The following is a 24,342-nucleotide window of genomic DNA, read 5'->3' as shown; positions in this document are numbered from 1 at the left end:
GCAGGCCATGAATGTCTCTTCCTGGTCGATCAAGAACCCGATTCCGGCGGTCATGCTGTTTGTACTGCTGACCTTTGCCGGCATGCTGTCCTTCAAGGCGATGAAGGTGCAGAACTTTCCCGACATCGACCTGCCGACGGTGTCCGTGACGGCCTCGCTGCCGGGCGCGGCGCCCGCGCAGCTTGAAACCGAAGTGGCGCGCAAGCTGGAAAACTCCATCGCTACGGTGCAAGGCCTCAAGCACATCTATACCAAGGTACAGGACGGCGGGGCGACCATCACCGCCGAATTTCGGCTCGAGAAACCCGTGCAGGAAGCCGTGGATGACGTGCGCGCCGCGGTGTCCAAGGTACGCGGCGACCTGCCCGCCGACGTGCGCGAGCCCGTCGTCTCCAAGATCGACATTGCCGGACAGCCGGTGCTGGCCTTCACCATCCGCTCGCCGCGCATGGACGACGAAGCGCTGTCCTGGTTTGTCGACAACGACATCTCGCGCAAGCTGCTGGCGGTGCGCGGCGTGGGCGCGGTCAACCGCGTGGGCGGCGTCTCGCGCGAAGTGCGCGTCGCGCTGGACCCGTCGCGGCTGCAGGCGCTGGGCGCCACGGCATCCGACATCTCGCGCCAGTTGCGCCAGGTGCAGACGGAAAGCGCCGGCGGGCGCGCCGACCTGGGCGGCAGCGAACAACCCATGCGCACCCTGGCGACGGTGAAATCGGCTGCGGAACTGGCCAGCATCGAGCTGGCACTGAGCGACGGCCGGCGCATACGCCTGGACCAGGTCGCCACCGTGACCGACACCACCGCCGAACCGCGCGCGGCAGCGCTGCTGGACGGCAAGCCCGTGGTCGGCTTTGAGGTCGCGCGCAGCCGCGGCGAAAGTGAAGTAGCGGTGGGCGCGGCCGTGCAGGCGGCGCTGGCTGAGCTGAAGCAGCAGCATCCCGACGTGGAACTGGTCGAGGCCTTCAATTTCGTCAAGCCGGTGCAGGAGGAATACGACGGCTCCATGCACCTGCTCTACGAGGGCGGCATCCTGGCCGTGCTGGTGGTGTGGCTGTTCCTGCGCGACTGGCGCGCCACCTTCGTCTCCGCGGTGGCGCTGCCGCTGTCGGTGATCCCGGCCTTCATCGGCATGCATATGCTGGGTTTTTCCATCAACGTGATCACGCTGCTGGCGTTGTCGCTGGTGATAGGCATCCTGGTGGACGATGCGATCGTCGAGGTGGAAAACATCGTGCGCCACCTGCGCATGGGGAAAACGCCCTACGAAGCCGCCATGGAAGCCGCCGACGAGATCGGCCTGGCCGTGGTGGCCACCACCTTCACGCTGATAGCGGTGTTCCTGCCGACCGCCTTCATGAGCGGCGTGGCCGGCAAGTTCTTCAAGCAGTTCGGCTGGACGGCCTCGCTGGCCGTATTCGCCTCGCTGGTGGTGGCGCGGGTGCTGACGCCCATGATGGCGGCCTACATCCTCAAGCCCGTGGTGGGCACGCACACCGACCCGGGATGGATGAAGTGGTACATGCGCGCCGCCTCCTGGTGCCTGCATCACCGCCTGAAGACCATGATCCTGGCCACGCTGTTCTTCTTCGGCTCGGTGGCCTTGATCCCGCTGCTGTCCAAGGGTTTCATCCCGCCCGACGACAACTCGCAGACCCAGGTTTACCTGGAACTGCCGCCCGGCGCCACCCTGGCCCAGACCAAGGCCTCGGCCGAGCATGCGCGCCAGCTCATCGGCAAGGTCGAGCATGTCAAGAACGTCTACACCACCATAGGTGGCGGTACCGCCGGCGGCGACCCCTTCGCCATGCAGGGCGCGGCCGAAACCCGCAAGGCCACGCTGACCGTGCTGCTCGACGAGCGCAATGAGCGCCCGCGCAAGCAGGGCATCGAAAGCAAGATGCGCACGGCGCTGGAGTCCCTGCCCGGCGTGCGCAGCAAGGTCGGCCTGGGCGGCTCTGGTGAGGCCTATATGCTGGTGTTGACGGCTGAGGACGCCAATGCCCTGCAGACCGCCGCGATGGCGGTGGAGAAAGACTTGCGCACCATCCCCGGCCTGGGCAATATTTCGTCGAGCGCCAGCCTGGTGCGGCCCGAGATCGCCATCAAGCCGGACTTCGCCCGCGCCGCCGACCTGGGCGTGACCAGCGCCGCCATGGGCGAGACGCTGCGCATCGCCACGGTGGGCGACTACGAAGAATCGCTGCCCAAGCTCAACCTCTCGCAGCGCCAGGTGCCCATCGTCGTGAAGCTCGACGACGCGGCGCGCAAGGACCTCAGCGTGCTGGAGCGCCTGGCTGTGCCCAGCGTCAAGCCCGGCGTCGGCCCGGTCATGCTGGGGCAGGTGGCCACGCTGGAAGTCACCGGCGGGCCGGCCGTCATAGACCGCTACGACCGCTCGCGCAACGTCAAATTCGAGATTGAACTGTCGGGCCGGGCCCTGGGTGACATCACCGAAGCCGTGAAGCTGCTGCCGGCCATCAAGAACCTGCCGGCGGGCGTCAAGGTGGTGGAAATCGGCGATGCCGAAGTGATGGGCGAATTGTTTGGCAGCTTTATCCTGGCCATGGCGACCGGCGTTCTGTGCATCTACATCGTGCTGGTGCTGCTGTTCAAGGACTTCCTGCATCCGGTGACCATCCTGGCGGCCCTGCCGTTGTCCCTGGGCGGCGCCTTCGTCGGGCTGCTGATCGCGCAAAAGAGTTTTTCCATGCCCTCGCTGATCGGTCTTGTCATGCTCATGGGCATCGCCACCAAGAACTCCATCCTGCTGGTGGAATACGCCATCGTGGCGCGGCGGGACCACAACATGTCGCGCTGGGACGCGCTGCTGGACGCCTGCCACAAGCGTGCGCGGCCCATCATCATGACCACGCTGGCCATGGGCGCCGGCATGATGCCGATCGCCCTGGGCTTCGGCGCGGCCGACCCGAGCTTTCGCTCGCCGATGTCGATTGCCGTGATCGGCGGCCTGATCACCTCCACCGTGCTCAGCCTGCTGGTGGTTCCGGCGGTGTTCACCTATATCGACGACCTGGAGCACTTCATCCGGCGCACCACCAGGCGGCTGCGCGGCGAGCATGGCGATGCGCCCAAGCCGGACACCCCCACGCCGGCCGGCGAATAAAAACAACAGCCGGGCCCGAGGGCACCGCAAAAGCCCGGCTAGCGTGCGATTTTGCGGATTTAGACGGTTTTACCCAATGGGGTTTTACAGCCCTGTCATTTGGGCTGGCTTATACTTACGGGCTTAGCTTTACATTTCTTCACATGTCTAAACGCGTACTGCTTTCGGGCGCAACTGGCCTGATTGGCGGCGAGTTAATGCTTCTTCTGGCCGCGCGCGGCGTCTACAGCACCGCAGTGGTGCGCGCCGCCGATTCGAACCAAGCCCGTGACCGCCTCCTGGAGCGCCTGAAAAAGAGCGTTCTGTGGAAACCCGAGTTCGCCGACATGGTATCCGCCGAGGCAGGCGATGTCATCGAGCCCAATTTTGGCCTGAGCACCGCCGTGCTTCAGTCCGCCGACGTGATCCTGCACTCGGCAGCCAGCACCTCCTTCAAGCCCGGCGCAGGGGTTTACCCTATCAATATCAAGGCAGCCGAGCATTTTTCCGCCATCCTTAAAAACCTGAGCCCCTCGCAGCGCGGCTTTTTCGTCGGCACGGCCGCGGTCACCACCGAACCGCGCGGCGTGATCACCGAAGACATGCCTTTCGCCGGCTATGCCAACGACTACATCCGGTCCAAGCGCGATGCCGAAACTTTGTTGCGCGCCAGCGGCAACCCCTTTGTCAGCCTGCGCCCCGGCATCGTGCTGTCGCGCGGCATTGACGACGCCAAGCTCTCGCGCAACATGCTGTGGTCGATTCCCGTGATGGCCGAACTCGGGGACGTTCCCCTCGACCCGCTGGCCAGGCTCGATTTTGCGCCCGTGGACTACATTGCCGGCGCTTTCGCCGAGATGCTGCTCAAGGACGAACTGGCGCATGACTGCTATCACGTGTCAACCGGCGAAGACTCCATGACGTTCAAGGCACTGGCCGATGAACTGACGGCCACCATGCCGGGCATAGGCAAGCTGGTGATGCGGGGGCGCGATTATGTGCCGACACCCAAATTCGCCCGCCAACGCTGGATGTTCGATGCACTGCAACCCTACCTGCCTTTTTTGACAGCCGATGCGGTGTTCAGCAACGCCCGTTTGCGCGCCGAAATCGGCGCGGCGGCCATTGCGCCGGCGCCCGTCAGTTATTTAGGGGAGCTCCTGGGAACGTTCAGCCTGTCGGATGCAGTCCGGCAGATGTACACCCCCTGAAGCACAAAAACAACGCCACCGCTTTTGTAAAATAACCGTGAGGCATTGAACAATGTTCAGCTGTCACGGCGATGGTGGGACAATGACGCTTTGCATACATACGTACTGGTTGGGTGATGAATTCTGATTTGATCAATCTTTTTGCCGAGACATTTGGCATCAGCGAAGAAAAACTGCTGCCCGATGCCACGCTGGAAAGCCTCGGACTGGACTCCCTGGCGGTCATCGAATTCCTCTTCCAGATCGAAGACCAGTTCGGCATCCAGATTCCCGACCAGGCCAACCCGCCACGGACCCTGGCCGAAATGGTCCAACTGATCGAGCCTTTGCTGCCATCGGGCAAGCCCGCAGCTTAAGCCCCTGGCGGGCGCCCCCAGGACCACCATGCGTCGCGTTGCCATCACGGGTCTGGGCGTCATCTCCGCCGTGGGAACCGGCACCCCGGCGTTTTTTGATTCATTGCTGTCTGCCCGCTCGGGCATCCGGACTGTCGACATTCCCTTTCCCACCGGCACCGAAAGCGTGCTGGCCGGCGCGATCGATTTTGATCCCGACCCGCACTTTCCCCGCGCCCGGCTACTGACCATGGACCGCGTCAGCCAGTTTGCGCTGGTGGCTGGCCGCGAAGCCATGGCCCAGGCCGGCCTGAGTGATTCCGCCTCCGTGCACAACAGCTTTGCCGCGGAGCGCTTTGGCGTGTCCCTGGGCACGGGTAGCGGCGGCGCCAGTTCCACCGATGTGGCCTACACGGCACTGCTGGAACAAAAGGTCGCGCGCCTGCGCCCCATGACCGTCGTGCTGGCGATGAACAACGCCATCGCGGCCCACGTCTCGATGGAGTTCGGTTTAAAAGGGCCGAGCAGCACCATCTCCAATGCCTGCGCCTCGTCGGCCACCTCCATCGGCGAGGCTTTTCGGCAGATACGCCACGGCTATGCCGACGCCATGCTGGCGGGCGGCTCGGAAGCGCTGCTCAATCGCGGCACCATCAAGGCCTGGCAAGCCATGCACACGCTGGCCAGGCCTCATGCCGACGGCCCTGAAACATCCTGCCGCCCGTTTTCCGCCGATCGCAGCGGCCTGGTGCTGGCCGAAGGCGCCGCCATGCTGGTGCTGGAAGAGTGGGAAAGCGCCAAACGCCGCGGCGCCACCATTCTGGCCGAGCTCTGCGGCTACGCTTCCACCACCGACGCCCACCACCTGACGCAACCCGACGCCCAGGGCCAAGCACGCGCCATGACGCTGGCGCTGGCGGATGCGCAGTTGCAGGCCTCTGACATCGGTTACCTCAATGCCCACGGCACCGCCACCGAGGTGGGTGACGTGGTGGAAACCAGCGCCATCAAGCTGGCCTTCCAGGACTTGGCCACTCGCCTTCCCATCAGCTCCAGCAAAGGCGTGCATGGCCATGCCATGGGCGCAGCGGGCGCCATGGAATTCATTGCAAGCGTGATGGCCCTGCGCACAGGGCAACTACCGCCAACGGCCTTCCTGCACCATCCCGACCCGCGCTGCGACCTGGACTATGTCCCGCTCACGCCGCGCGGCGCCAAGGGCCTGCGCGCGGTGATGTCCAACTCCTTTGCCTTCGGCGGGTCCAACGCCGTGCTGATCGCCAAATCGGCCTGATCAGAGGCCGCTCGGCGCGGCCCTGATTTTCCTCACCAGCGCGGTGGTCGAATAGCCGTCCACAAACGGGATCGCCCGGGCATCGCCGCCATAAGCCCTGACCACCGCCGTTTCAGCGAGTTTGTCCATGTCATAGTCGCCGCCCTTGACCAGCAGGTCGGGCCGCAGCTCGGTGATCAATTCCAGCGGCGTGTCCTCGCCGAACCAGGTSACCAGGCTCACGGATTCCAGCGCCGCCATCATGATGGCGCGGTCCTGCTCGTTGTTGAGCGGCCGGTCCTCCCCTTTGCCGAGCCGGCGGGCCGAAGCATCGGTATTCAAGGCCACCACCAGGCTGCCGCCCAGCGCACGCGCATGGGCCAGGTAAGTGGCATGCCCACGGTGCAGTACGTCAAACACGCCGTTGGTGAAGACGACGGGGCGGGGCAGCGCGGCCAGACGCCGCGGCGCCTCCTCGCGGGAGACGATTTTCTGTAGAAAGAGGGGGGGCTGGGGATCGCTGGGCATCCCGCGACTTTAACGGAAGGCTTGGGCCACGATCTCAACCAGCAGGCCGCCGTCCAGCTGCGCGCCCACTACGGCGCGTTGCGGCCAGACGGTGCTGTCGTCGCCTATCCACTCGTGCCAGATAGGGTCCAACTGCTTTTTATGCTGCATGTCGACCAGAAATATCTGCACGCTGAGCAACGCCGTGCGCGAAGCGCCCACGTGCGCCAGGTGGGCGTCAAGCATCTCCAGGGTTTGCGAAAGCTGCCCGGCGAAATCCAGCGAGGCGTCGCTGGCGTTGGCCACCGCGAACACCTGGGCGCCATGGGCAACCACCCGGCTTCTGCCGCCCGCTGAACTTGGCCAACGCAGATCCTGCATCAGGCGCCGGCGGGCGCCGGCTTGGCGGCGATGGAATCGACGATTTCCTTGCCGATCTCTTTGCGGTAGCGGTTCAGTTCCTGTACGGTCTTGAAGCTCTGGTTCATCAGCAGGCTCAGGTTGTGCAGGATGCGCTCGACCACCTTGCCCTCCCAGACCGCGTCGAACTTGATCTGCGTGTCCAGCCAGTGCTCCAGCCATTCCGGGTTGGGCAGGCGGCTCTGGATGGTGTCGCGCGGGAACAGGCTTTTGTTCACGTGCAGGTTGGTCGGGTGCAGCGCCTGCGCCGTGCGGCGGGCGCTGGCCATCAGCACGCCGACCTTGGTAAAGGCAGTCCTCGCCTCATTGCCGAAGTTGTTGATGGCGCGCTTCATATAGCGCAGGTAAGCGCCGCCGTGGCGCGCTTCGTCCTGGCTCAGCTGGGTGTAGATTTGCTTGATGACGGGCTCGGTGTGCCATTCGCTGGCACGGCGGTACCAGTGGTTCAGGCGGATCTCGCCGCARAARTGCARCATCAGCGTTTCCAGCRCGGGCGCRGGSTCGAACTCGAAGCGSACYKCGTGCAGCTCTTYTTCCGTGGGGGCCAGGTCGGGGCGGAAACGCTTGAGGTATTCCATCAGCACCAGCGAGTGCTTTTGCTCTTCGAAGAACCATATCGACATGAAGGCCGAGAAGTCGCTGTCGTCCTTGTTGTCGCGCAGGAACATTTCCGTGGCAGGCAACGCGGACCATTCGGTGATGGCGTTCATCTTGATGGTCTGGGCCTGCTCGTCGGTCAGCTTGGCGGGATCGAAGCTGGCCCATGGAATGTCTTTGTCCATGTCCCAACGGACAGACTCAAGCTGTTTGAACAGTTCGGGGTAAAGCATTGAGAACTCCTTCGCAATCGAATTCGCAGATAAATCTGCCTTGGATGCCTGCTGTCGCATCCTGGGTACTAGACTGATTTTAGGCGGCTAATGTGACAACTTGCGATTTGTCGGCAATTTACCGGCAAATCAGGCAATTTCGCGGTCCATTCCGGCATGTTGGCCTACTCAAGCGCTGTTTCACTGCACGTTTTCAAGCCCCCAAGCAAGACAAAATCCGGCAGGCGCCGCAGCGCGTACCTTCAGAAGGCATGCCCCATGCCGGTACTTGTGCCGCAAACCGAACACCGCCAGAATGAAACGCGCCGTCCACCCAAAGCCCGAGAGTTTAACCATGCCAGCCTCCAAGCCCCGAATCCTCCTGCTGGGCATGTTCTATTGCGGCGCCTTGCTTGCAGCTTCGCCGGCCACGCAGGCCGCCCCGGCCAGCCCGGCACCTGTCACCTGCACCGGTCTTTTGCAACAAACCTTTTTGCGCCTGCAGGACGAAAAACCCCAGTCCCTGTGCCAATACAGCGGAAAAGTGGTGGTCGTGGTCAACACCGCCAGCTTCTGCGGCTTCACGCCGCAGTACCAGGGGCTGGAGGCACTCCACGCCAAATACAAGGATCGAGGCTTGGTGGTGCTGGGCTTTCCTTCCAACGATTTTTCGCAGGAAACCGGCAGCAACAAGGAGATCGCGGACTTCTGCGAGAACACCTTCGGGGTGAAATTCCCCATGTTCACCAAAACCAGCGTGACCGGCAAAGACGCCAACCCGCTTTTCAAGCAGCTGTCGGCCAAAACCGGCACCACGCCGCGCTGGAACTTCTACAAATACGTGATCGCCCGGGACGGTATCAGCGTCACCAGCTTCAACTCCAGGGACGACCCATCCGGCCAGCCTTTTCTCAAAGAGATCGAAAAGCAGCTTGCCGCTCCCTGACGAAGCGGCGGAACCGTCAGTCATTCGGCAGAGCCGCCTGGCCCTGCCTCGTTAACAAAAATTTACCTGGCAAACCATGTGCCTGGGGAACTACCGGGCCCTCGTGCGCTCATACTTACGTATACGCAATTTGCTCTCGCAAGAGACAAGCGGCGCAGACCAAAACAGTTTCATTGTTGCGAAGCCTTCTGAGCCGTCCAGGTTCAGCTGCAATCCCGGGGCGCTCCTCCTCCTCCCTCCCTCCCTCGTTCGCGCCGGGGCGCTTCGCAGCATTTTTATATTCCAGCCAGCAAGGCGCCTCCCACGGACGGGGCGCCTCTGCCTGCCGCGTTATCGGATTCCGGTATTACCGGTTTGCTGCGATACAGAACCTGCCCGGAGCCGGCTATTCGCCTCGGCTCGGGTCTTCAGCATTGATCAACCGCCACGCCAGCTCAGCCCGGCGGGATCGTTTCCGCGAAGCTGGTGCGCTGCATGAGCTTGTCCTGCAGCCGGGTCAGGTTGGGGTAGAGCTCACGCCAGTTGACCTGCGTGAACCGCAGGTCAAGGTAGCCCAGTGCACAGCCAACCGCCACGTCCGAGAGGCTGAAGTGGATGCCGCTGCAGAAGGCCTTGTCGCCCAGGCCGGTGCTCATGGCCTTGAGGGTGGCCTCTATCTTGCCCATTTGCCGGTCAATCCAGGCGTCGCTGCGCTGCTTGGCACCGCGGCCGCTCCAGGTGGCCTCCAGGCGGGCCAGGATGGCGGCGTCGATCAGTCCATCGGCCAGGGCTTCCCAGGTCTTGACTTCGGCGCGCTCGCGGCCCTGGGAGGGRATCAGCTTGCCGACRGGCGASARGGTGTCCAGGTATTCGACGATCACGCGAGAGTCGAACACGGCTTCGCCGCCTTCCATGACCAGGCAAGGCACCTTGCCCAGGGGATTGGACGCGGTGATGGTGGTGTTCGCCGCCCAGACATCTTCCAGGATGAACTGGAAGTCGAGTTTTTTCTCGGCCATCACTATGCGCACTTTGCGCACATAGGGGCTGGTGGCGGAGCCAATGAGTTTCATGATGGTGTGAGATCGTGGTCCGAGGGAAGTGCATTCTATCGAGTAAGCCCAGCCCCGGGCTGACAGGTTCCCCCAAACGTCGCAAATCTGGACAGTCCCGCGAGCCGGCCCGGGGCGCGCCCTACAATTGAAGGATGAGCTCTTCCACCCCGTTTTCCACCATCAACGCCCTGTCCCCGCTGGACGGCCGCTACGCCGGCAAACTCGCCCAATTACGCCCCCTGATGTCCGAGCAGGGCTATATGCACCGCCGCGTCCAGGTGGAAGTGGCGTGGTTCATCGCGCTGTCCGACGCCAAATTCGCCGAATTCAAGCCGCTGAGCCCCGGCGCCCGCACCTACCTGCTGGGCCTGGTCAAGAATTTCTCGGAAACCGACGCCGCGGCCATCAAAGAGATTGAAAAAACCACCAACCACGACGTGAAAGCCGTCGAATACTGGATCAAATCCAAATTCGAGGCCAGGCCTGAGCTCAAGGGCGCCAGCGAATTTGTGCAYTTYGCCTGCACCAGCGAAGACATCAACAACACCAGCCACGCGCTGCAGCTCAAAAGCGGCCGCGACCTGGTCGTGCTGCCGGCGCTCGACAAGGTAATTACCCAGTTGCGCGACATGGCCCACCTGTTTGCCGGTGAGCCCATGCTCAGCCGCACGCACGGCCAGACCGCCAGCCCGACCACGGTCGGCAAGGARATCGCCAACGTCGTGGTGCGCCTGGCCAATGCGCGCGAGAAAATCGCCGCCGTCAAGCTGATGGGCAAGATGAACGGCGCCGTGGGCAACTACAACGCCCACCTCTCGGCCTGGCCCGATTTCGACTGGGAAGCCTTCAGCCGCAGCGTGATCGAAACGCCCGAGCCGCTGGGCCTGGGCCTGACTTTCCAGCCCTACAGCATCCAGATCGAGCCGCACGACTACATGGCTGAACTGTTTGATGCCGTGGCCCGCGCCAATACCATCCTGATCGACCTGGCCCGCGATATCTGGGGCTATGTCAGCGTGGGCTACTTCAAGCAGCGCTTGAAGGATGGCGAGATCGGCTCGTCCACCATGCCGCACAAAGTCAACCCCATCGACTTTGAAAACGCCGAAGGCAACCTGGGACTGGCCAATGCGCTGCTGCGCCACATGAGCGAAAAGCTGCCGATCTCCCGCTGGCAGCGCGACCTGACCGACTCCACCGTGCTGCGCAACATGGGCGTGGCCCTGGGCTATGCCGTGCTGGCCTACAACTCGCTAAGCGTGGGCCTGAACAAGCTCGAACTGAACCGCGAAGCGCTCAGCGATGACCTCAACAGCTCCTGGGAAGTGCTGGCCGAACCGATACAGACCGTGATGCGCCGTTACGGCGTACAAGGCGCCTATGAAAAGCTCAAGGAAGTCACGCGCGGCAAAACCGTGAAAGCCGAAGACCTGCATGCGCTGATCCGCTCGCTGGAAATTCCCGAGGCGGAGAAAACCCGCTTGCTGGCCATGACGCCGGGCAGCTACGTCGGCCTGGCGGCCGAGCTGGCCAAACGGGTCTAGCCAGGTGCTGCAGGTGGCGTCGGCATGTCGGCGCCGCACTGCCAGCACTGCTCAAAACCACCTTCCACTGTCTCGCCGCAGGCGCACAGCCAGCGCCGCTGCGGCATGTTCTGCAAGCTGTGCAGCAGTTCCTTCGCCTGCGCCTCTTCGTGGTCGTGTGTGAGCCAGACTTCAGGCAAGCACTGATCGGGTGGCAGTTCGCCGGCCACGCTGCCCAGGAAGTAACGCTGCACGCTGGCGGCAAAGCCGGCCTGCCGCAAGGCATCCACCCATAGTGCGGCAATAGCGATATTGGGAGCGCGGGCCAATCTGAGCATGCGGCCAGTGTAGCCCGCCCTGCCGTTGATTGCTACCAAATTGATAGCTTAAGGTTCAGGACGGCTCGTCGGAGGAGGCCGGCGTCTTGCTTTCCAGCGCCCGGTCCGCGTAGCGGCCAAAGCGCCAGGCCGTCGCTTCCTGCGTGATGCGCCGCCAGGTGGTGCGCTTTTCACCGGGCGTCATTTCGGGCCAGCGCTGCACCTCGTCGAAAGTGCGGCCGCAGCCCTTGCACAGGGCGTCGCCCTGGCTGGTCGAACAGATCGCGATGCAGGGCGTGTCGGCTGTCGTGTCGTACCAGGCGCGCCAGGCGGCGAGCGCCTTGGGCGGGAAAGTTTTTTCGTCTGCTTCGTCCTCATGATAAAAGACCATGAGGGCATAGACCTCGGCCAGCGCGCGCAGTTCAGGCGCCAGCGTCACGCCGTCCGGCGAGGGCTTTTTGTCGCGCCAGTAATTGATGGCGGCTTCGATGTCGGTGATGTGGATGCCGGGCATGGGGAATAAAGTACCAAATTAGGTGGCTGGCCGCGCCAAATGAGAAGGATGCGCGAGCCGCAGAGCCGGGCCGTTCATTATCGGGCAGACGGGAAATAGCTTCCCCCGACGCGGATTTAGCCGCGATCAGGGAAGATGCCGGCGACTTGCAAAAAATCCATTTTTATTGTCAAATATCCAGACGAAGGGGAGTAACTCCCTCGTTTTGCTGCAATATTCGATAACAGACACCACAGCAAAATCGCTAACAACAAGTCGTCATTACGAAGTTCACACTTCCGGCTTGTTGGGCATGCAGCGACACTGCATGTCGAGCCAGACCTTCGATTGAAACCTGAACAGGTTTGATCGAGGCGTTCGCGGCACCAGTTTCCCTGACCCGAACCACCCACAGGCCTTTTCCGGTTTCACGAATCCGGAAATCCGTTCATTCGGATTTCCAAGTCGAAACTTGACATGGAGTGTGAGCTTGGAACTATTTACCGCCCCCTGGTGGTCCGCCCTTTTGGCGATCATCCTCATTGACCTGGTGCTCGCCGGCGACAACGCCATCGTGATCGCCCTGGCCGCGCGCAACCTGCCGTCCCACTTGCAGAAAAAAGCCATCGTGTGGGGCACCGTGGGCGCCATCGTGGTCCGCTCCGCCATGACCGTCGGCGTGGTGTGGCTGCTGAAAATCCCCGGCCTGATGCTGGTAGGCGGCCTGGGGCTGCTGTGGATCGCCTACAAGCTATTGGCCGACCAGGGCGACAAGGAACACGACGGGCCCGTCGCCAGCACTTTCTGGGGCGCCATGAAAACCATTGTGGTGGCCGACGCCCTGATGGGCATCGACAACGTGCTGGGCGTCGCCGGCGCCGCGCACGGCTCCTTCGACCTGGTCGTCATCGGCCTGCTGGTAAGCATCCCCATCGTTGTCTTCGGTAGCACCATGGTCCTCAAGCTGGTGGAGCGCTTCCCCATCATCATCAACCTGGGCGCCGCCGTGCTGGCCTTCACCGCCGCCAAGATGGTCGTAAGCGAGCAGTTGCTGGACCCGATCTACGGCGGCCCGAATACGCTGCCTTCGGCCGAAAACCTGCACACGGCCGCCCAATGGATCACCTACGCGGTGGCGGTGGCCGGCGTGCTGGGCGCGGGCTGGTGGGCCACCCGGCGCAACCGCTCGACCCGCGACGCGGACCTGATCCCCCACTGAAACCGGCAACCCGTCACCCGCAAGCTTTCTAAAACGACGACAACTCAAGGAGAACTTCATGGACAACATCATCGTGTACGTTGACGACGCCGCATATGCCCAGCAGATGCTGCAACCCATGCTTCCCGCCGGCGGCCCCCGCAACCCGACCCGATGGATCGTGGTCGGTTGCGCACCCCGCGTGACGCACCGCGTCAGCAAATGGGTGACGCACAGCGCGCGCGAAAGCTGGCGCGGCAAGTGGGCGGAAAAAGTCTTCTCCCAGCTGATGCCCGTGCTGGAAAAAGAGGGTGATACGGTACTGACCCAGCTGGCGCAAACCACCTTGATCACTCAGACCGAATCCCTGATCAAGCAGCACGGCGCCGCGCGCGTACTGGATGCGCGCCGGCCGAAGTTCGGCCAGGACATGCAGCCCGTGACAGCCTCCCAGGCCCAGGAAAGCCACGGCGTGCTGGGCTATGCCACGGCGCTGGCCAGCGCCGGATTGCTGGTGGCGACCGACTGATCGGGGGCCATCACCCCATTGCCAATGCGCTCCCAGGGGCGCATTTTCTTTGAGCGACTCGATGGTATTCTTCGGCCATGAAACTCATCCTCAAATGGCTTTTCAGTGCGGCCGCCCTGCTGGCGGTCGCGTATTTGTATTCGGGTGTGGTGGTGAGCAGCTTTACCGGTGCGCTGATTGCGGCCGCCGTGCTGGGCGCGCTCAACATGGTGGTACGCCCCATCCTCGTACTGCTGACGCTGCCCGTGACGCTGGTGACGCTGGGGCTTTTCCTTTTCGTCGTCAACGCGCTCATGTTCTGGGCTGCTGCCAGCCTCACCAGCAGCCTGAACGTCGCCGGTTTTGGCGCCGCGCTGATAGGCTCGCTGATTTATTCGGTGCTGCAGCTAGTGATCGACTTTGTCCTGGAGCGCCTGTTCCTTGATAAGTGATTCCGTCTGGCGCGTTCGCGTGTCGAGGATGGAGCCTTCCACGTAATCCGAGCTGCCGGGATTGCTGCGCATCAGGCCCTGTGCTGCCTTGAAGCGGTCCAGCGCCGCCGGATAGTCCAGTTGCGCCGCGCGGCTTTCCGCTTCGGCGCGAATCGCGCGCACATTCTGGTTCTGGTTGCCATAAGCCACGGCAAGCAACTGCCAGGCGGTCGCATCCTTGGGGTGGGCCGCCACCCAGGTCTGCAGCCGGCCGGACACATCCTGGGCCCGCTGCGCCGCCAGCAGCGAACGAGCCTGGGTCAGGACCTCCGCGCGCGACGTGGCTTTTGAAATATCGACGCTTGCGGCCGTCGCCGGGACGACACCGGCCAGCAGGTCGATGTCGACGGCCAGCAAATCCGCGGCACTCGCCGCTTGGGGCGCCTCCGCGACGAACGGCCGGAGTTTTGCCAGCAAGGTTCGGGCGCCGGCGAAATCGCGCAGCTGCGACGCCGCATAAGCGCCGGCGTACACAGCACCGACATCGCGCACGTTTTCCGCCGAAGCCGGTGCCTGCATGACCAGTGGCGAAGTGCGGCGCTGGGCCTCCGTCACCATGGACCGCAGCGCATCCACGCCCGGCGCCGCCAGGATGCGCGCGCGCGAGGCCATCATGGCGTGCAGCACACGGGCCTTTCCGGCCTCGACCAGTTTTTCACGCGAAGGCTTTTCGGCCTCCATGGAGGCCAGTTGCACGCGCGCCTGCGCCGCGGCGATCCGTTCGGTCGTCAGCGGGTGGGAGCGCAAATAGGGGAAGGAGCCGTTATCGTTCAGGCGTGAGGCCTGCTGCAGCTTTTCGAACATGGCGGTCACGCCGCGGCTTTCAAAACCGGCGTCGGTCATGACGCCGAAACCGATACGGTCCGCCTCCCTTTCCATGTCCCTGGAAAAATTGAGCTGGTTTTGCACCGCGACCGCCTGGCCGCCCACGATAGCGGCGCTGGCCGCATCGCCGTTCTTCCCGGCCGCCAGGGCGCCCAGGACCATGGCGGCGATCATCCACGGCGTCTGGCGCGACTGCTGCGTCAGCATGCGCGAAATATGCCGCTGTGTGACGTGGCTGATTTCATGGCCGAGCACGGCGGCCATTTCGTCCGCGCTGCCGACCGCGGCAATCAGGCCCAGGTGCACACCAAAATAACCGCCGGGCAGGGCGAAGGCATTGATGCTGCGGTCCCGGATCAGGAACACCTGCCAGGCAAAGCGCTCATCAAGCTCCACATGCAATTCCCCGCGCGTGCGTGCCGCGGCTATCAGCGGCAGCCAGAGGCTTTGCACATAGTCGACCAGCACCGGGTCGTCGATGTAGTCCGGGTCCCGGTAAATGCTGGCGGCGATGCGGTCGCCGATACGGCGCTCCGCGGCGGCGGCCAGTTCGGACGTTTCGCCCAGCGAAGGAAGGGAGCCCGTCGTGACGCCGGGAGGGCTGGCGGGCGCCTGGGCTAGAGAGAAGTTGGCCAAGGCCACCCATGCGAGAACACCCAGCGCCAATCGGCCCAGCATCCGGCCTTGCCTTGGCGGCCGCCCGTGTTCAGAACGAATCGATGGGTACAAAAGCAATGACCTTTGCGGTGTTGGTGTCCAGCAGGACCGTCCAGAATGTTTTCCGCCCCACCATGGGGATATAGCCTATGGGCCCGGCCTTACCGCTACCGCCGGATGCAAATTTCAGTGCCGCGTCAATTTCACTGGCCTTATCCGGAAAGCGCTTTTTAAGCTCCTCCAGCGGCCGGACGCGGGCCAGAACCTGGGACTTGCCTTGATCGTAGCGCTGCCAGAACCCGGGACGCGCGCCTAGCGGCAATCCCGCTAAAGCATCAAGGGTGGTGTCAGAGCGCTCCTTGTCGTCCTTGAATTCGCGTACCGACAGAAGCGTCGGCCCCGTCAACGGCAGCGTGCCCAACCCCGCCGGCGCCCGCGCCAACTCGTCCGCGGGCACCTCGATGGCGTGAACTGCCCTGAAACGGTCTATTTCAAACACCAGGTGCACGGGACGCACCACGGCAACCGTCCACAAACCATAGGCTAGCGCAGCCAGCTGGAACAGGCCGATCACCGTCAGGTCGCGACGCAGTACCGCAGAGCCCTTTTTAACGTTGAACACCGCCAATGTCAGCAGGGGGCCCATGACCACGTCAACGGCCACCACGATCATGAACAATTCGCGGCCGCCCGAGATTTCCCGGTAAGGATAGGGGTACCAAACCCAAAAAACCAGCGTGGCCGCGAGCGCCGCAATCGCTAGGCTGATACCAAAATGCACGCCCGCCGCCAGCAGACGGCTCTGGAGAGGACTCTGATTCACAAACATGGTCTTATGATGAGGGCCCGTTGTAAAGGTTTCGTAAAAGCATGGCGTCCCCTCCCGTACTCACCCACTTTGACGGCCAAGGCCAGGCCCATATGGTTGACGTGGCGGGCAAGGCAGCCACACACCGTGTCGCCATCGCGCAGGGCCGTATCGTAATGAATTCGGCGACGCTGTCCATCATTCTGCAGGGTAACGCCAAAAAGGGGGACGTGCTGGGCATCGCGCGCGTCGCCGGCATCATGGCCGCCAAGAAGACCAGCGAACTGATCCCCTTGTGCCACCCGCTGGCACTGACCCGCGTTGCCATCGACTTCCTGCCGCAAGAGAGCGATTCCAGCATCACCTGCCGCGCCACCGTGGAAACCGTCGGCCCGACAGGGGTGGAAATGGAGGCACTCACGGCGGTGCAGGTGGCGCTGTTGACAATTTACGACATGTGCAAGGCAGCCGACCGCGCCATGACCATCACCGACGTAAAGCTGCTCGAAAAGCACGGCGGTAAATCCGGCAGTTTCACCAACCCCTGAGCCGGCCTAGGGCAGGCGTTCGATGCCCGGGGGCAAGCCGGCCTTGGCCGCGGCCCAGCGCGCATGCTCCTTCGGGAATGCCTCCCGGTAGCGCGCCAAGTGCGCCAATGCCTCATCGTCCAGGCCCAGCATGACGGCGCTTTCAATCACTTTTTCGATCACCACCGGCTCGGGCGAGTAGTGCAACAAAGCCGTCGCCGTATCGAAGGTCCAGCGGGCGTTATCCCGTGTCAGGGGAGTCAGCGCCAGCTCGGCAAAACGGACCTGCTTGCGAAACAGCCAGGAGTCCCCGATCTTGGCGAGGGTGCCCTCGCGGTAGGCCGCGCTGCGGTCTTGCGGTGCCATGTAGATCTGGCTGACGCGGTGGTAATCCCATGCGGCGTAGGCGCAACACCCCATCACTATTGCAGCCAGCAGCCTCCTGGACACGGGAGCCCTGGTCGCGCCAATCCCCGGCGTTTTATCGCCGGTGCGCCACAGCAAGCCCACGCACAGGCCGAAAGCGATCTGAAATGGTCCGTACCACAGCGGATACTCCAGCAGGCTGTGCAGCAGAATCACCGCCAGCACGCCCCAGGCCAGCTGGCGCACGGGATCCGTCTCGCCCCAGGGCCGCTGCCGCGCCGCCCACCACGTCCCAAGGCCGCAAACCAGCAGCGCCATCGGGATGCCCAGCTCAACCGCCAGATGCAGGGGCAAGTTATGGGCGTTGTCCAGAATGTCACAAAACCGCGGCCCGGCATACAGGGTGGCGTAGTGTGCATAGTCCAGTTGCCCCCAGCCCCAGCCGAACCATGGTTTCTCCGCGATCAGGTGCAACACGTTGGACCACAGCACGACGCGGCTCGCGCATGCCAGCTCGCCACCGCGCAGCCGTGCCAGCATCCCGTGCGCCGCCGGGTCGAATCCCAACAACCATGGCAGCGCCAGAGTCGCCAAGGCATAGGCCAGCACCGCCGTGATCAGAAGGCGTAGAACGCGAGGCTGGCGCCACGCCCCCCACACCCCAAACAGCACACAGAGCGCAAGCAGCTGCAACAGGCCCGTGCGGGAGGAAGACGCGGCGTTGCCGACGGCGAGCAGGGCGGCCCCCGTGAGCACCATCCACTGCCGCGGCCCCGAAGCACCGCGCTGTGCAACCAGCCAGACCAAAGCCGCCAGGGCGATATTGGTGAGGCTGGCGAACTGGTTGCGCTGGCGAAGGTTGGCAAATGCCTCTCCCGGCATGGTTTGGCTCACCCAGCCCCCCAGCGCGGCCGCGGCGCCGAAGTATTGGACCAAGCCTATCAGGCTGCTGACCAGGCCGGCCGCCAACCAGGCCCACGCCGCCGGCCCCGCCCACCGCTGGGCAAAAGAGGCATGCAAAGGCAGTTCGCCCGGCATGGGGTGCAGCGAGGCATAAAAAACCAGGGCCGCCGTTGCGGCGAACGTTACCAGCCAGGGCACGACGCCGGGGGAAGGTCCAAGCGCCAGCGGATTGAGCCAGGGCAGGGCTATGAAAAAGGAAAAAACCATTGATTGCATAAGCGGGAGGGTCGAGGTGCTCGGTATGCGGGTGCCGCGTCAGGTTGGCAGCGCCGCAAAAGCTCATGGCTGCGAGATTACCTGATCCGGCGAGGATCCAGGACGCATTGGCAGCAAACACACGCCCCCCCCCCGGACCTGGTCGAGCGGCGCAACCAGCTCCAGGCGCAACACAATCCGCCCTCCTCTTCCTACATGCGTTAGCATCGTCCCGTTCCGCCCCGAAACCGCCGGCGGACGGGACCCAGTGTATGAACGGGAAACAAGAATCATGGAAGTAGTCGCAGTAATCGGACTCGGATACGTCGGTCTTCCGTTGGCCGTTGCGTTCGGCCGGTTGATGCCGACCATCGGCTACGATCTTTCTGCGCAAAAAATCGAAAGCTATCACAAGCACCTGGACCCCAGCGGCACGGTCGCCGAGCCGGACATGCGTGCCGCCACCCAGCTGACCTTCACTATCGACTCCGCCAAGCTGGCGGGCGCCGACGTCTTCATCATCGCGGTTCCAACACCGATCGATGCCGCCCGCAAGCCCGATTTCACGCCCCTTATCCGCGCCAGTGAAACCGTCGGCGCGCAACTCAAACCGGGCGCAACGGTCATCTACGAATCCACCGTCTACCCAGGCGCCACCGAAGAAATCTGCATTCCTGTGCTCGAGCGGATATCGGGCCTCAAATGGCGGCAAGACTTCCACGTCGGTTACTCCCCGGAACGTATCAACCCCGGCGACAGGCAGCACACGCTCGCGAACACGGTCAAGGTGGTGGCCGGAGACGGCCCCGATACCCTGGAGCGTGTTGCGGCGCTGTATGAAAAAGTCGTCAGCGCCGGCGTGCATAAAGTCTCGYCACTCAAGGTGGCGGAGGCCGCAAAGGTCATCGAGAACACGCAGCGGGATCTGAATATCGCCCTGATGAACGAACTCGCCGTCATCTTCAACATGCTGGGCCTGGACACGCTGGAGGTGCTGGAAGCGGCAGGGACAAAGTGGAACTTTCTGCCTTTCCGCCCGGGCCTGGTCGGCGGGCACTGCATCGGCGTCGACCCCTACTACCTGACGTACAAAGCCGAGATGCTGGGCTACCACCCCGAAGTGATCCTCGCGGGGCGTCGCATCAACGACAACATGGGCAAGTTCATTGCGGAGCAGACCGTCAAGCAGCTGATCCAGGCGGACAGGCACATCAAAGGCGCCAAGGTCAATGTGCTGGGGATCACCTTCAAGGAAGACGTGCCGGACCTGCGCAATTCCAAGGTATGGGACCTGATCACCGAACTGCGCGCATACGGCGTAGAGGTGTTCGTACATGACCCGGTCGCCGATGCGGCCGAGGCGCGGCTGGAGTATGGCGTCGAGTTGATTGCCTGGGATTCATTGCCGCAAGCGGACGCGGTGGTGGTTGCGGTGGCTCACGAAGCATTGCTGTCCAAACCGCACGCGTCCTATGTCGACAAGCTGAAACATGGCGGGTGTTTTATCGATGTCAAGGCGCGGTTTGATGGTGGCAGGCTCAATGCGGCGGGGTTCGCGGTCTGGCGCCTCTGAGCCACTGCCCACCAAAACAATGAAAATTCCGCTTCAGCACCCGCCAACAGGCACCGGCCCTGCCGGCCTTTTCCTACGGGCATGCGGACCCGCTTTCCCGTCATGAGCACGGTCATCGTGAACCCGGTGCGGATCTTTGCCGATGTCTGGCGCCACCGCTACCTGCTCGGCCAGCTCATCAAGAGGGACGTGCTGCTGCGCTACAGGGGCGCGATGTTCGGCGTGTTGTGGATTTTCCTCAGCCCGCTGCTGATGCTGGCGATTTTCGCCTTCATCTTCGGCCAGGTCTTCCAGACGCGCTGGCCCCAGCAGGACAGCGGCCTGCCATTCTGGCTGTTGCTCTATAGCGGCTTGATCACCTTCAATGTCTTCGCCGAGACGGTTTCCCGCGCGCCGGCATCGGTACGCGGTTATCCCAGCTTTGTGAAGAAGATTATCTTTCCCGTGCATATCCTGCCCGTGGTTCCCTTAGGGGCCGCCTTGGTCCATGGCGCGTTCAACTTCCTGATCCTGGTGGCCGCGCTGGCATGGGTGGGCGGCTTGCATGGTCAGGTTGTGCTGTTCCCGATTTTGTTGCTTCCCGTCCTCCTGCTAGCCTTGGGCCTCTCGTGGTTTGTGGCGGCGTGGGGCGTGTTCATCAAGGACATGACCCAGATCCTGCCGGTGTTTGTGCAAATGCTGATGTTTCTGTCGCCCGTGTTTTATCCGATGAGTGCAGTGCCGGCCGCTCTGCGCCCCGTGTATCACTACAACCCCTTGGGAATAGTGATCGAAGCCTCTCGCGCCGTCGTCACCGCACAATCGATTGACTGGGGCACCTGGGGTATGGCGTTCGGCTTTTGCCTGGTCGTATCGGTACTCGGCTACGCCTTCTTCCAGCACAGCCGGGAGGAGTTTGCCGATGCGCTCTGACATTGCCATCTCCGTCAAAAATCTGACCAAGACTTACCGCATCTTCGGCCACCCCGGCGACCGGATCAAGCAGGCATTCACGCTCGGGCGCATGCGCTTTCATCGCGAATTCACCGCGCTGAAGAATGTCTCTTTTGAAATCAAAAAAGGGGAAACGGTTGGCATCATTGGCCGCAATGGGTCGGGCAAAAGCACGCTGCTGCAGTTGATTTGCGGGATTCTGAAAGCGACTTCGGGTTCAGCACAGGTCAATGGGCGAGTTTCAGCATTGCTGGAACTGGGCGCAGGCTTCAATCCGGAGTTCACGGGCCGGGAGAACGTCTATTTCCAGGGCGCGGTGATGGGACTCAAGCGATCCGAAATAGACGAGCGTTTTGACGAGATTGTCGGGTTCGCAGATATCGGCGAGTTTATCGACCAGCCCGTAAGGATTTACTCCAGCGGCATGTTTGTACGGCTTGCATTTGCCGTAGCCGTCAACGTTGACCCGGATATCTTGATTGTGGATGAGGCTTTGGCCGTGGGAGATATGGAGTTTCAGGAGCGCTCCATCTCGCGGATGAAGAACCTACAAAGCAAAGGAACGACCATTCTCCTGGTGACCCATGCCATTCCCGCTGTCAGAAACTTCTGCCAACGTGCAGTCTGGCTTGACGGAGGAGACGTACTCATGAGCGGCGACGCCGCCGAGGTTTGTTTTGCCTACCAGCAACGCGTTGATCAAGAACTCCACAAGCAAAGGCAAATAAATCCGGATGCCCCAAATTCCGCGCCGAGCACCCGCGGCAAACATCCATCGGGAAGTGACAAGATCATTACGGTTACCGGTGCCACTGTGGACGCCCAGCAGTTGAACGTTGGTGAAAATCTGACTGTTTGTTTTTCGTTGCATTTCTCCGATTTAGCGCAATCGGTCAGCGAGTTTGGATTGGGCGTTCAAATTCACAACGACCATGGCCGACTGGTTGCGATCTTCAATACCATCCGAGACAACATTTTTCTTATGGGAAGCGTGCGAGAAGTTCGCTTAACACTTCCTCGCACCTCTTTTATTCCCGGCCGCTACTGGATTTCAGCCAATGTTTGCGACCGCCATGTCATGTTCGCCTATGACGAATTCCAACGATGCGCCTCGTTCGAGGTGTTACCTGAATTCAGTCAGTCCGGAATTCCTCGATGGGAAGGGGAGGTAGCGTGTGAACATGCTTGGCTTTGGTGATTGGTGGCGGCGCAAAATCGGACGCATCCGCTTACGGGACTCCGAACGCATTCTCGTTTGCAACAAGGCATTGCTGAAGAAGAAGTCCCTTCTTGTTGGCATTACCCGTGTCCGCAACGAGTCGCTGATCCTGCGCGATACGCTTGATCATGTCTGCGAACACGTTGATGCAATTGTTGCTTACGACGATGCGAGCACCGACAGCACGCTTGACATTCTCCGCAATCATCCCAAGGTCGCCTTGATCATTCAAAACACCTCTTGGGACCGTGAAATTGCTGAACGGCTCTCCGCTGAAACCCGCCACAGGGGGCTACTGCTTCAGCTCGCGCGTTCGCGACTGAACTTTGAGTGGACTCTGTGTTTTGATGCCGACGAACGGGTGATTGGCGATGTCCGCAGTTTTGTTGGGGGGGGCGCGAGCAAAGCTTGCAATGGCGTCCGTATTCAGCTGTTTGATGCTTATATGACGCCGGACGACCAAGCACCTTTTGCGCCAGGCAACAACCTGCTCGGCTTTCGCCGTTTTTTTGGCCCAGAAAGAAGGGATATCCTGATGCTATGGCGAAACCAATCCCACGTCCGATATATGGGTTTGGACGCAAGGGAGCCAGCCGGAGTGGATCAGGTCATCACGAAGTTCTATTGCCAGCACTACGGAAAAGCAATCTCGCTTCAGCAATGGGAAGAAACCTGCGATTATTACGTCAAGCATTTTCCATTCGATACATATGGAAAAAAATGGCTAGCCCGAAAAGGCACCGCAATCCACCAGCAATCCGATTTTTCAAGACCTCTGTTCGAATGGGGCGAGACCCTTTTCCACAATGCGGTTGTGATCCATTGATGCCCCCTGATTCAGCCATCGATAGAAAACACACGCCATTTCACAAGTGGACGCCATGCAAGCCCGCCGCGCACTGATCGCTACACACCACCTAGCCTCCTACGCAGGCTCCGAGGTGCTCACCCTCGAGCTCGCTACGGAGTTACGCGAAATGGGTTGGGATGTTTGTGTTGCAACTCTGCTACCGGGCGCCCCCATGGTCTCCGAGTTTAAAAAACGGGACTTTCAAGTTATCGATATGCTGGCCGAGCCGCTGGCCATCGGCAACGCCAAGTTTGACTTGGTATGGATACACCATGCGCCCGTACTTTATGAAATATTGACCCACGGCGTAGAAGCAGCCACAGTTATTTTTTGCAGCCTTTCCCATTTCGAGCCTCTTGAAGCCGTTCCCGAGCACAGAGAATCAGTCGATCTGTTGCTGGCCCACTCTATTGAAAACAAGAACCACATCATCAATACCTCTGGACTAAGAGAAGATCAGGTACTCCTCTTCCCCAACGCCGTGCCTGGCAACTATTGGGTTCAAAGCAAAAAATTTCACAGCCCGGTATTAAGGCGCGTAGCTGTCATTAGCAATCATCCCCCGCCGGAAGTTCTACAAGCCGCAGAAATCCTCAAGAAGAGCGGTGTCGAGATTGTCCGCGTTGGAATTGGCGGCATTGAGACTTTGATCAACGCCCAACTCTTGCGGAACTGTGACACCGTGCTCACAATCGGGAAAACCGTCCCCTATTGCCTGGCGTCGAAGGTTCCCGTCTATTGTTACGATCACTTTGGAGGGCCAGGTTGGCTCGATGAGGGCAACTTTGACCTCGCCGGCCAGAATAATTTCTCCGGTCGCGGTTTTTCAAAGAAGATGCCGGAAACCATCGTCTTAGAGATCACGAGCGGATATAGCGGCGCGCTCAGTTACTTGGATGCGCACGCGAGCCGGGCGGCCGCGTCCCTCCACCTGCGCCACAATCTCGAACGCCTCTTTGCCCATCGCGTCGATTTGCCCATCAGGAAATTGGGCCTCCCCCGCACCACGCCGGCTTCAACACAGCACGCCCAGTACATCCGCCTAGTAAAAATATTGCGCGGCCGCGAGGCGGAGTTAATCGGTTTCCGCAAGGAAATTTCCCGCGTTAAATCGACCTTGGAGTGGCGACTGGGTTCACCACTTCGCGTTGCCCGCAATTTTTTGCGCCGCACAATCGACGTCCTCAAGAACCATCAGGGCAGGTAGCCGGATAGCGATCCGGAAATAGCCAAGTGATCCACATAGACATAGCGACCA

At 61.9% G+C, this 24,342-nt stretch carries 24 protein-coding genes; 15 read left to right on the top strand and 9 right to left on the bottom strand.

From position 1 onward, the window contains the following. Nucleotides 1-7 precede the first annotated feature (7 nt). The 4 genes from AC1D1Y_RS16015 to AC1D1Y_RS16000 all read left to right on the top strand — a co-directional run bounded on the left by AC1D1Y_RS16015 (nucleotide 8) and on the right by AC1D1Y_RS16000 (nucleotide 5,943). Nucleotides 8-3,124, top strand: coding sequence for an efflux RND transporter permease subunit (locus AC1D1Y_RS16015; protein ID WP_477683187.1), 3,117 nt, complete (start codon nucleotides 8-10; stop codon nucleotides 3,122-3,124). A 143-nt stretch (nucleotides 3,125-3,267) separates the two neighbouring features. Then, nucleotides 3,268-4,314: an SDR family oxidoreductase gene (locus AC1D1Y_RS16010; RefSeq protein WP_477683186.1), complete on the top strand. Its 1,047-nt coding sequence runs from the start codon at nucleotides 3,268-3,270 to the stop codon at nucleotides 4,312-4,314. Nucleotides 4,315-4,430: 116 nt separating this feature from the next. Continuing rightward, complete coding sequence (locus tag AC1D1Y_RS16005) at nucleotides 4,431-4,670, top strand: acyl carrier protein (protein WP_411885120.1); 240 nt, start codon at nucleotides 4,431-4,433, stop codon at nucleotides 4,668-4,670. A gap of 28 nt (nucleotides 4,671-4,698) precedes the next feature. Beyond that, nucleotides 4,699-5,943, top strand: a complete 1,245-nt coding sequence (locus AC1D1Y_RS16000) for a beta-ketoacyl-[acyl-carrier-protein] synthase family protein (RefSeq protein ID WP_477683185.1) — start codon at nucleotides 4,699-4,701, stop codon at nucleotides 5,941-5,943. On the opposite strand, the gene rfaE2 is transcribed toward AC1D1Y_RS16000, so the two are convergent. Genes rfaE2 through AC1D1Y_RS15985 form a run of 3 tightly spaced genes read right to left on the bottom strand, consistent with a single transcriptional unit; the run spans nucleotide 5,944 to nucleotide 7,679 of the window. Then, a complete protein-coding gene (gene rfaE2 / locus AC1D1Y_RS15995; RefSeq protein ID WP_477683184.1) occupies nucleotides 5,944-6,450 on the bottom strand; it encodes a D-glycero-beta-D-manno-heptose 1-phosphate adenylyltransferase in 507 nt (168 codons plus the stop codon). 9 nt (nucleotides 6,451-6,459) lie between these two features. Next, nucleotides 6,460-6,765 carry a Rid family hydrolase gene (locus AC1D1Y_RS15990; protein WP_477683183.1) on the bottom strand — a complete coding sequence of 102 codons (306 nt, stop codon included), beginning with the start codon at nucleotides 6,763-6,765 and terminating at the stop codon, nucleotides 6,460-6,462. Between the two features lie 44 nt (nucleotides 6,766-6,809). Further along, on the bottom strand, nucleotides 6,810-7,679 hold the full coding sequence (locus AC1D1Y_RS15985) for a ferritin family protein (protein WP_477683182.1): 870 nt from the start codon (nucleotides 7,677-7,679) through the stop codon (nucleotides 6,810-6,812). 334 nt (nucleotides 7,680-8,013) lie between these two features. Here AC1D1Y_RS15985 and AC1D1Y_RS15980 point away from each other — a divergent pair, with 334 nt between their 5' ends. Continuing rightward, complete coding sequence (locus tag AC1D1Y_RS15980; RefSeq protein ID WP_477683181.1) at nucleotides 8,014-8,604, top strand: glutathione peroxidase; 591 nt, start codon at nucleotides 8,014-8,016, stop codon at nucleotides 8,602-8,604. Nucleotides 8,605-9,038: 434 nt separating this feature from the next. Here AC1D1Y_RS15980 and AC1D1Y_RS15975 read toward each other — a convergent pair whose 3' ends face one another. Then, the gene (locus AC1D1Y_RS15975; protein WP_477683180.1) at nucleotides 9,039-9,656 is read right to left on the bottom strand and encodes a glutathione S-transferase N-terminal domain-containing protein; all 618 of its coding nucleotides are present in this window, start codon (nucleotides 9,654-9,656) and stop codon (nucleotides 9,039-9,041) included. A 134-nt stretch (nucleotides 9,657-9,790) separates the two neighbouring features. Here AC1D1Y_RS15975 and purB point away from each other — a divergent pair, with 134 nt between their 5' ends. Further along, nucleotides 9,791-11,182 carry an adenylosuccinate lyase gene (purB, locus tag AC1D1Y_RS15970; protein ID WP_477683179.1) on the top strand — a complete coding sequence of 464 codons (1,392 nt, stop codon included), beginning with the start codon at nucleotides 9,791-9,793 and terminating at the stop codon, nucleotides 11,180-11,182. Here purB and AC1D1Y_RS15965 read toward each other — a convergent pair. Together AC1D1Y_RS15965 and AC1D1Y_RS15960 are read right to left on the bottom strand one after the other, a co-directional pair. After that, complete coding sequence (locus AC1D1Y_RS15965) at nucleotides 11,179-11,499, bottom strand: DUF2007 domain-containing protein (RefSeq protein ID WP_477683178.1); 321 nt, start codon at nucleotides 11,497-11,499, stop codon at nucleotides 11,179-11,181. The genes purB and AC1D1Y_RS15965 overlap by 4 nt on opposite strands. A gap of 55 nt (nucleotides 11,500-11,554) precedes the next feature. Beyond that, nucleotides 11,555-11,992 carry a DUF3717 domain-containing protein gene (locus AC1D1Y_RS15960; protein WP_477683177.1) on the bottom strand — a complete coding sequence of 146 codons (438 nt, stop codon included), beginning with the start codon at nucleotides 11,990-11,992 and terminating at the stop codon, nucleotides 11,555-11,557. 469 nt (nucleotides 11,993-12,461) lie between these two features. Here AC1D1Y_RS15960 and AC1D1Y_RS15955 point away from each other — a divergent pair, with 469 nt between their 5' ends. The 3 genes from AC1D1Y_RS15955 to AC1D1Y_RS15945 all read left to right on the top strand — a co-directional run bounded on the left by AC1D1Y_RS15955 (nucleotide 12,462) and on the right by AC1D1Y_RS15945 (nucleotide 14,129). Further along, nucleotides 12,462-13,190, top strand: coding sequence for a TerC family protein (locus AC1D1Y_RS15955; protein ID WP_477655838.1), 729 nt, complete (start codon nucleotides 12,462-12,464; stop codon nucleotides 13,188-13,190). Nucleotides 13,191-13,248: 58 nt separating this feature from the next. Continuing rightward, nucleotides 13,249-13,698 (top strand): hypothetical protein, encoded by a 450-nt coding sequence (locus AC1D1Y_RS15950; protein ID WP_477683176.1) that lies wholly within the window; start codon nucleotides 13,249-13,251, stop codon nucleotides 13,696-13,698. A 77-nt stretch (nucleotides 13,699-13,775) separates the two neighbouring features. After that, nucleotides 13,776-14,129 carry a phage holin family protein gene (locus AC1D1Y_RS15945; protein WP_477655836.1) on the top strand — a complete coding sequence of 118 codons (354 nt, stop codon included), beginning with the start codon at nucleotides 13,776-13,778 and terminating at the stop codon, nucleotides 14,127-14,129. Here the strand turns inward: AC1D1Y_RS15945 and AC1D1Y_RS15940 are convergent. Together AC1D1Y_RS15940 and tfpZ are read right to left on the bottom strand one after the other, a co-directional pair. Beyond that, on the bottom strand, nucleotides 14,085-15,671 hold the full coding sequence (locus tag AC1D1Y_RS15940) for a M48 family metalloprotease (protein ID WP_477683175.1): 1,587 nt from the start codon (nucleotides 15,669-15,671) through the stop codon (nucleotides 14,085-14,087). The two genes, AC1D1Y_RS15945 and AC1D1Y_RS15940, sit on opposite strands and share 45 nt — an antisense overlap. A gap of 28 nt (nucleotides 15,672-15,699) precedes the next feature. Further along, a complete protein-coding gene (gene tfpZ, locus AC1D1Y_RS15935; protein ID WP_477683174.1) occupies nucleotides 15,700-16,479 on the bottom strand; it encodes a TfpX/TfpZ family type IV pilin accessory protein in 780 nt (259 codons plus the stop codon). Nucleotides 16,480-16,520: 41 nt separating this feature from the next. Here tfpZ and moaC point away from each other — a divergent pair, with 41 nt between their 5' ends. After that, nucleotides 16,521-17,006 (top strand): cyclic pyranopterin monophosphate synthase MoaC, encoded by a 486-nt coding sequence (gene moaC, locus AC1D1Y_RS15930; RefSeq protein ID WP_477683173.1) that lies wholly within the window; start codon nucleotides 16,521-16,523, stop codon nucleotides 17,004-17,006. 6 nt (nucleotides 17,007-17,012) lie between these two features. On the opposite strand, the gene AC1D1Y_RS15925 is transcribed toward moaC, so the two are convergent. After that, on the bottom strand, nucleotides 17,013-18,521 hold the full coding sequence (locus tag AC1D1Y_RS15925; RefSeq protein ID WP_477683172.1) for a PglL family O-oligosaccharyltransferase: 1,509 nt from the start codon (nucleotides 18,519-18,521) through the stop codon (nucleotides 17,013-17,015). A 280-nt stretch (nucleotides 18,522-18,801) separates the two neighbouring features. On the opposite strand from AC1D1Y_RS15925, the gene AC1D1Y_RS15920 reads away from it, so the two are divergent. The 5 genes from AC1D1Y_RS15920 (at nucleotide 18,802) to AC1D1Y_RS15900 (ending at nucleotide 24,291) form a co-directional block, all read left to right on the top strand. Further along, a complete protein-coding gene (locus AC1D1Y_RS15920) occupies nucleotides 18,802-20,082 on the top strand; it encodes a nucleotide sugar dehydrogenase (RefSeq protein ID WP_477683171.1) in 1,281 nt (426 codons plus the stop codon). 102 nt (nucleotides 20,083-20,184) lie between these two features. After that, nucleotides 20,185-20,994: an ABC transporter permease gene (locus tag AC1D1Y_RS15915; RefSeq protein WP_477683170.1), complete on the top strand. Its 810-nt coding sequence runs from the start codon at nucleotides 20,185-20,187 to the stop codon at nucleotides 20,992-20,994. Beyond that, nucleotides 20,984-22,213, top strand: a complete 1,230-nt coding sequence (locus tag AC1D1Y_RS15910; RefSeq protein WP_477683169.1) for an ABC transporter ATP-binding protein — start codon at nucleotides 20,984-20,986, stop codon at nucleotides 22,211-22,213. The genes AC1D1Y_RS15915 and AC1D1Y_RS15910 overlap by 11 nt, the downstream gene beginning before the upstream one ends. After that, nucleotides 22,197-23,060 (top strand): glycosyltransferase family 2 protein, encoded by an 864-nt coding sequence (locus tag AC1D1Y_RS15905; protein WP_477683220.1) that lies wholly within the window; start codon nucleotides 22,197-22,199, stop codon nucleotides 23,058-23,060. Before AC1D1Y_RS15910 ends, AC1D1Y_RS15905 begins: the two co-directional genes overlap by 17 nt. A gap of 55 nt (nucleotides 23,061-23,115) precedes the next feature. Beyond that, nucleotides 23,116-24,291: a glycosyltransferase family protein gene (locus tag AC1D1Y_RS15900; RefSeq protein WP_477683168.1), complete on the top strand. Its 1,176-nt coding sequence runs from the start codon at nucleotides 23,116-23,118 to the stop codon at nucleotides 24,289-24,291. Nucleotides 24,292-24,342 lie beyond the last annotated feature (51 nt).

Source organism: Polaromonas sp. P1_G1 (genome assembly GCF_056405595.1).
Note: the sequence above shows the minus strand (reverse complement) of the source record. Positions and strands in the feature narration are given on the sequence as shown.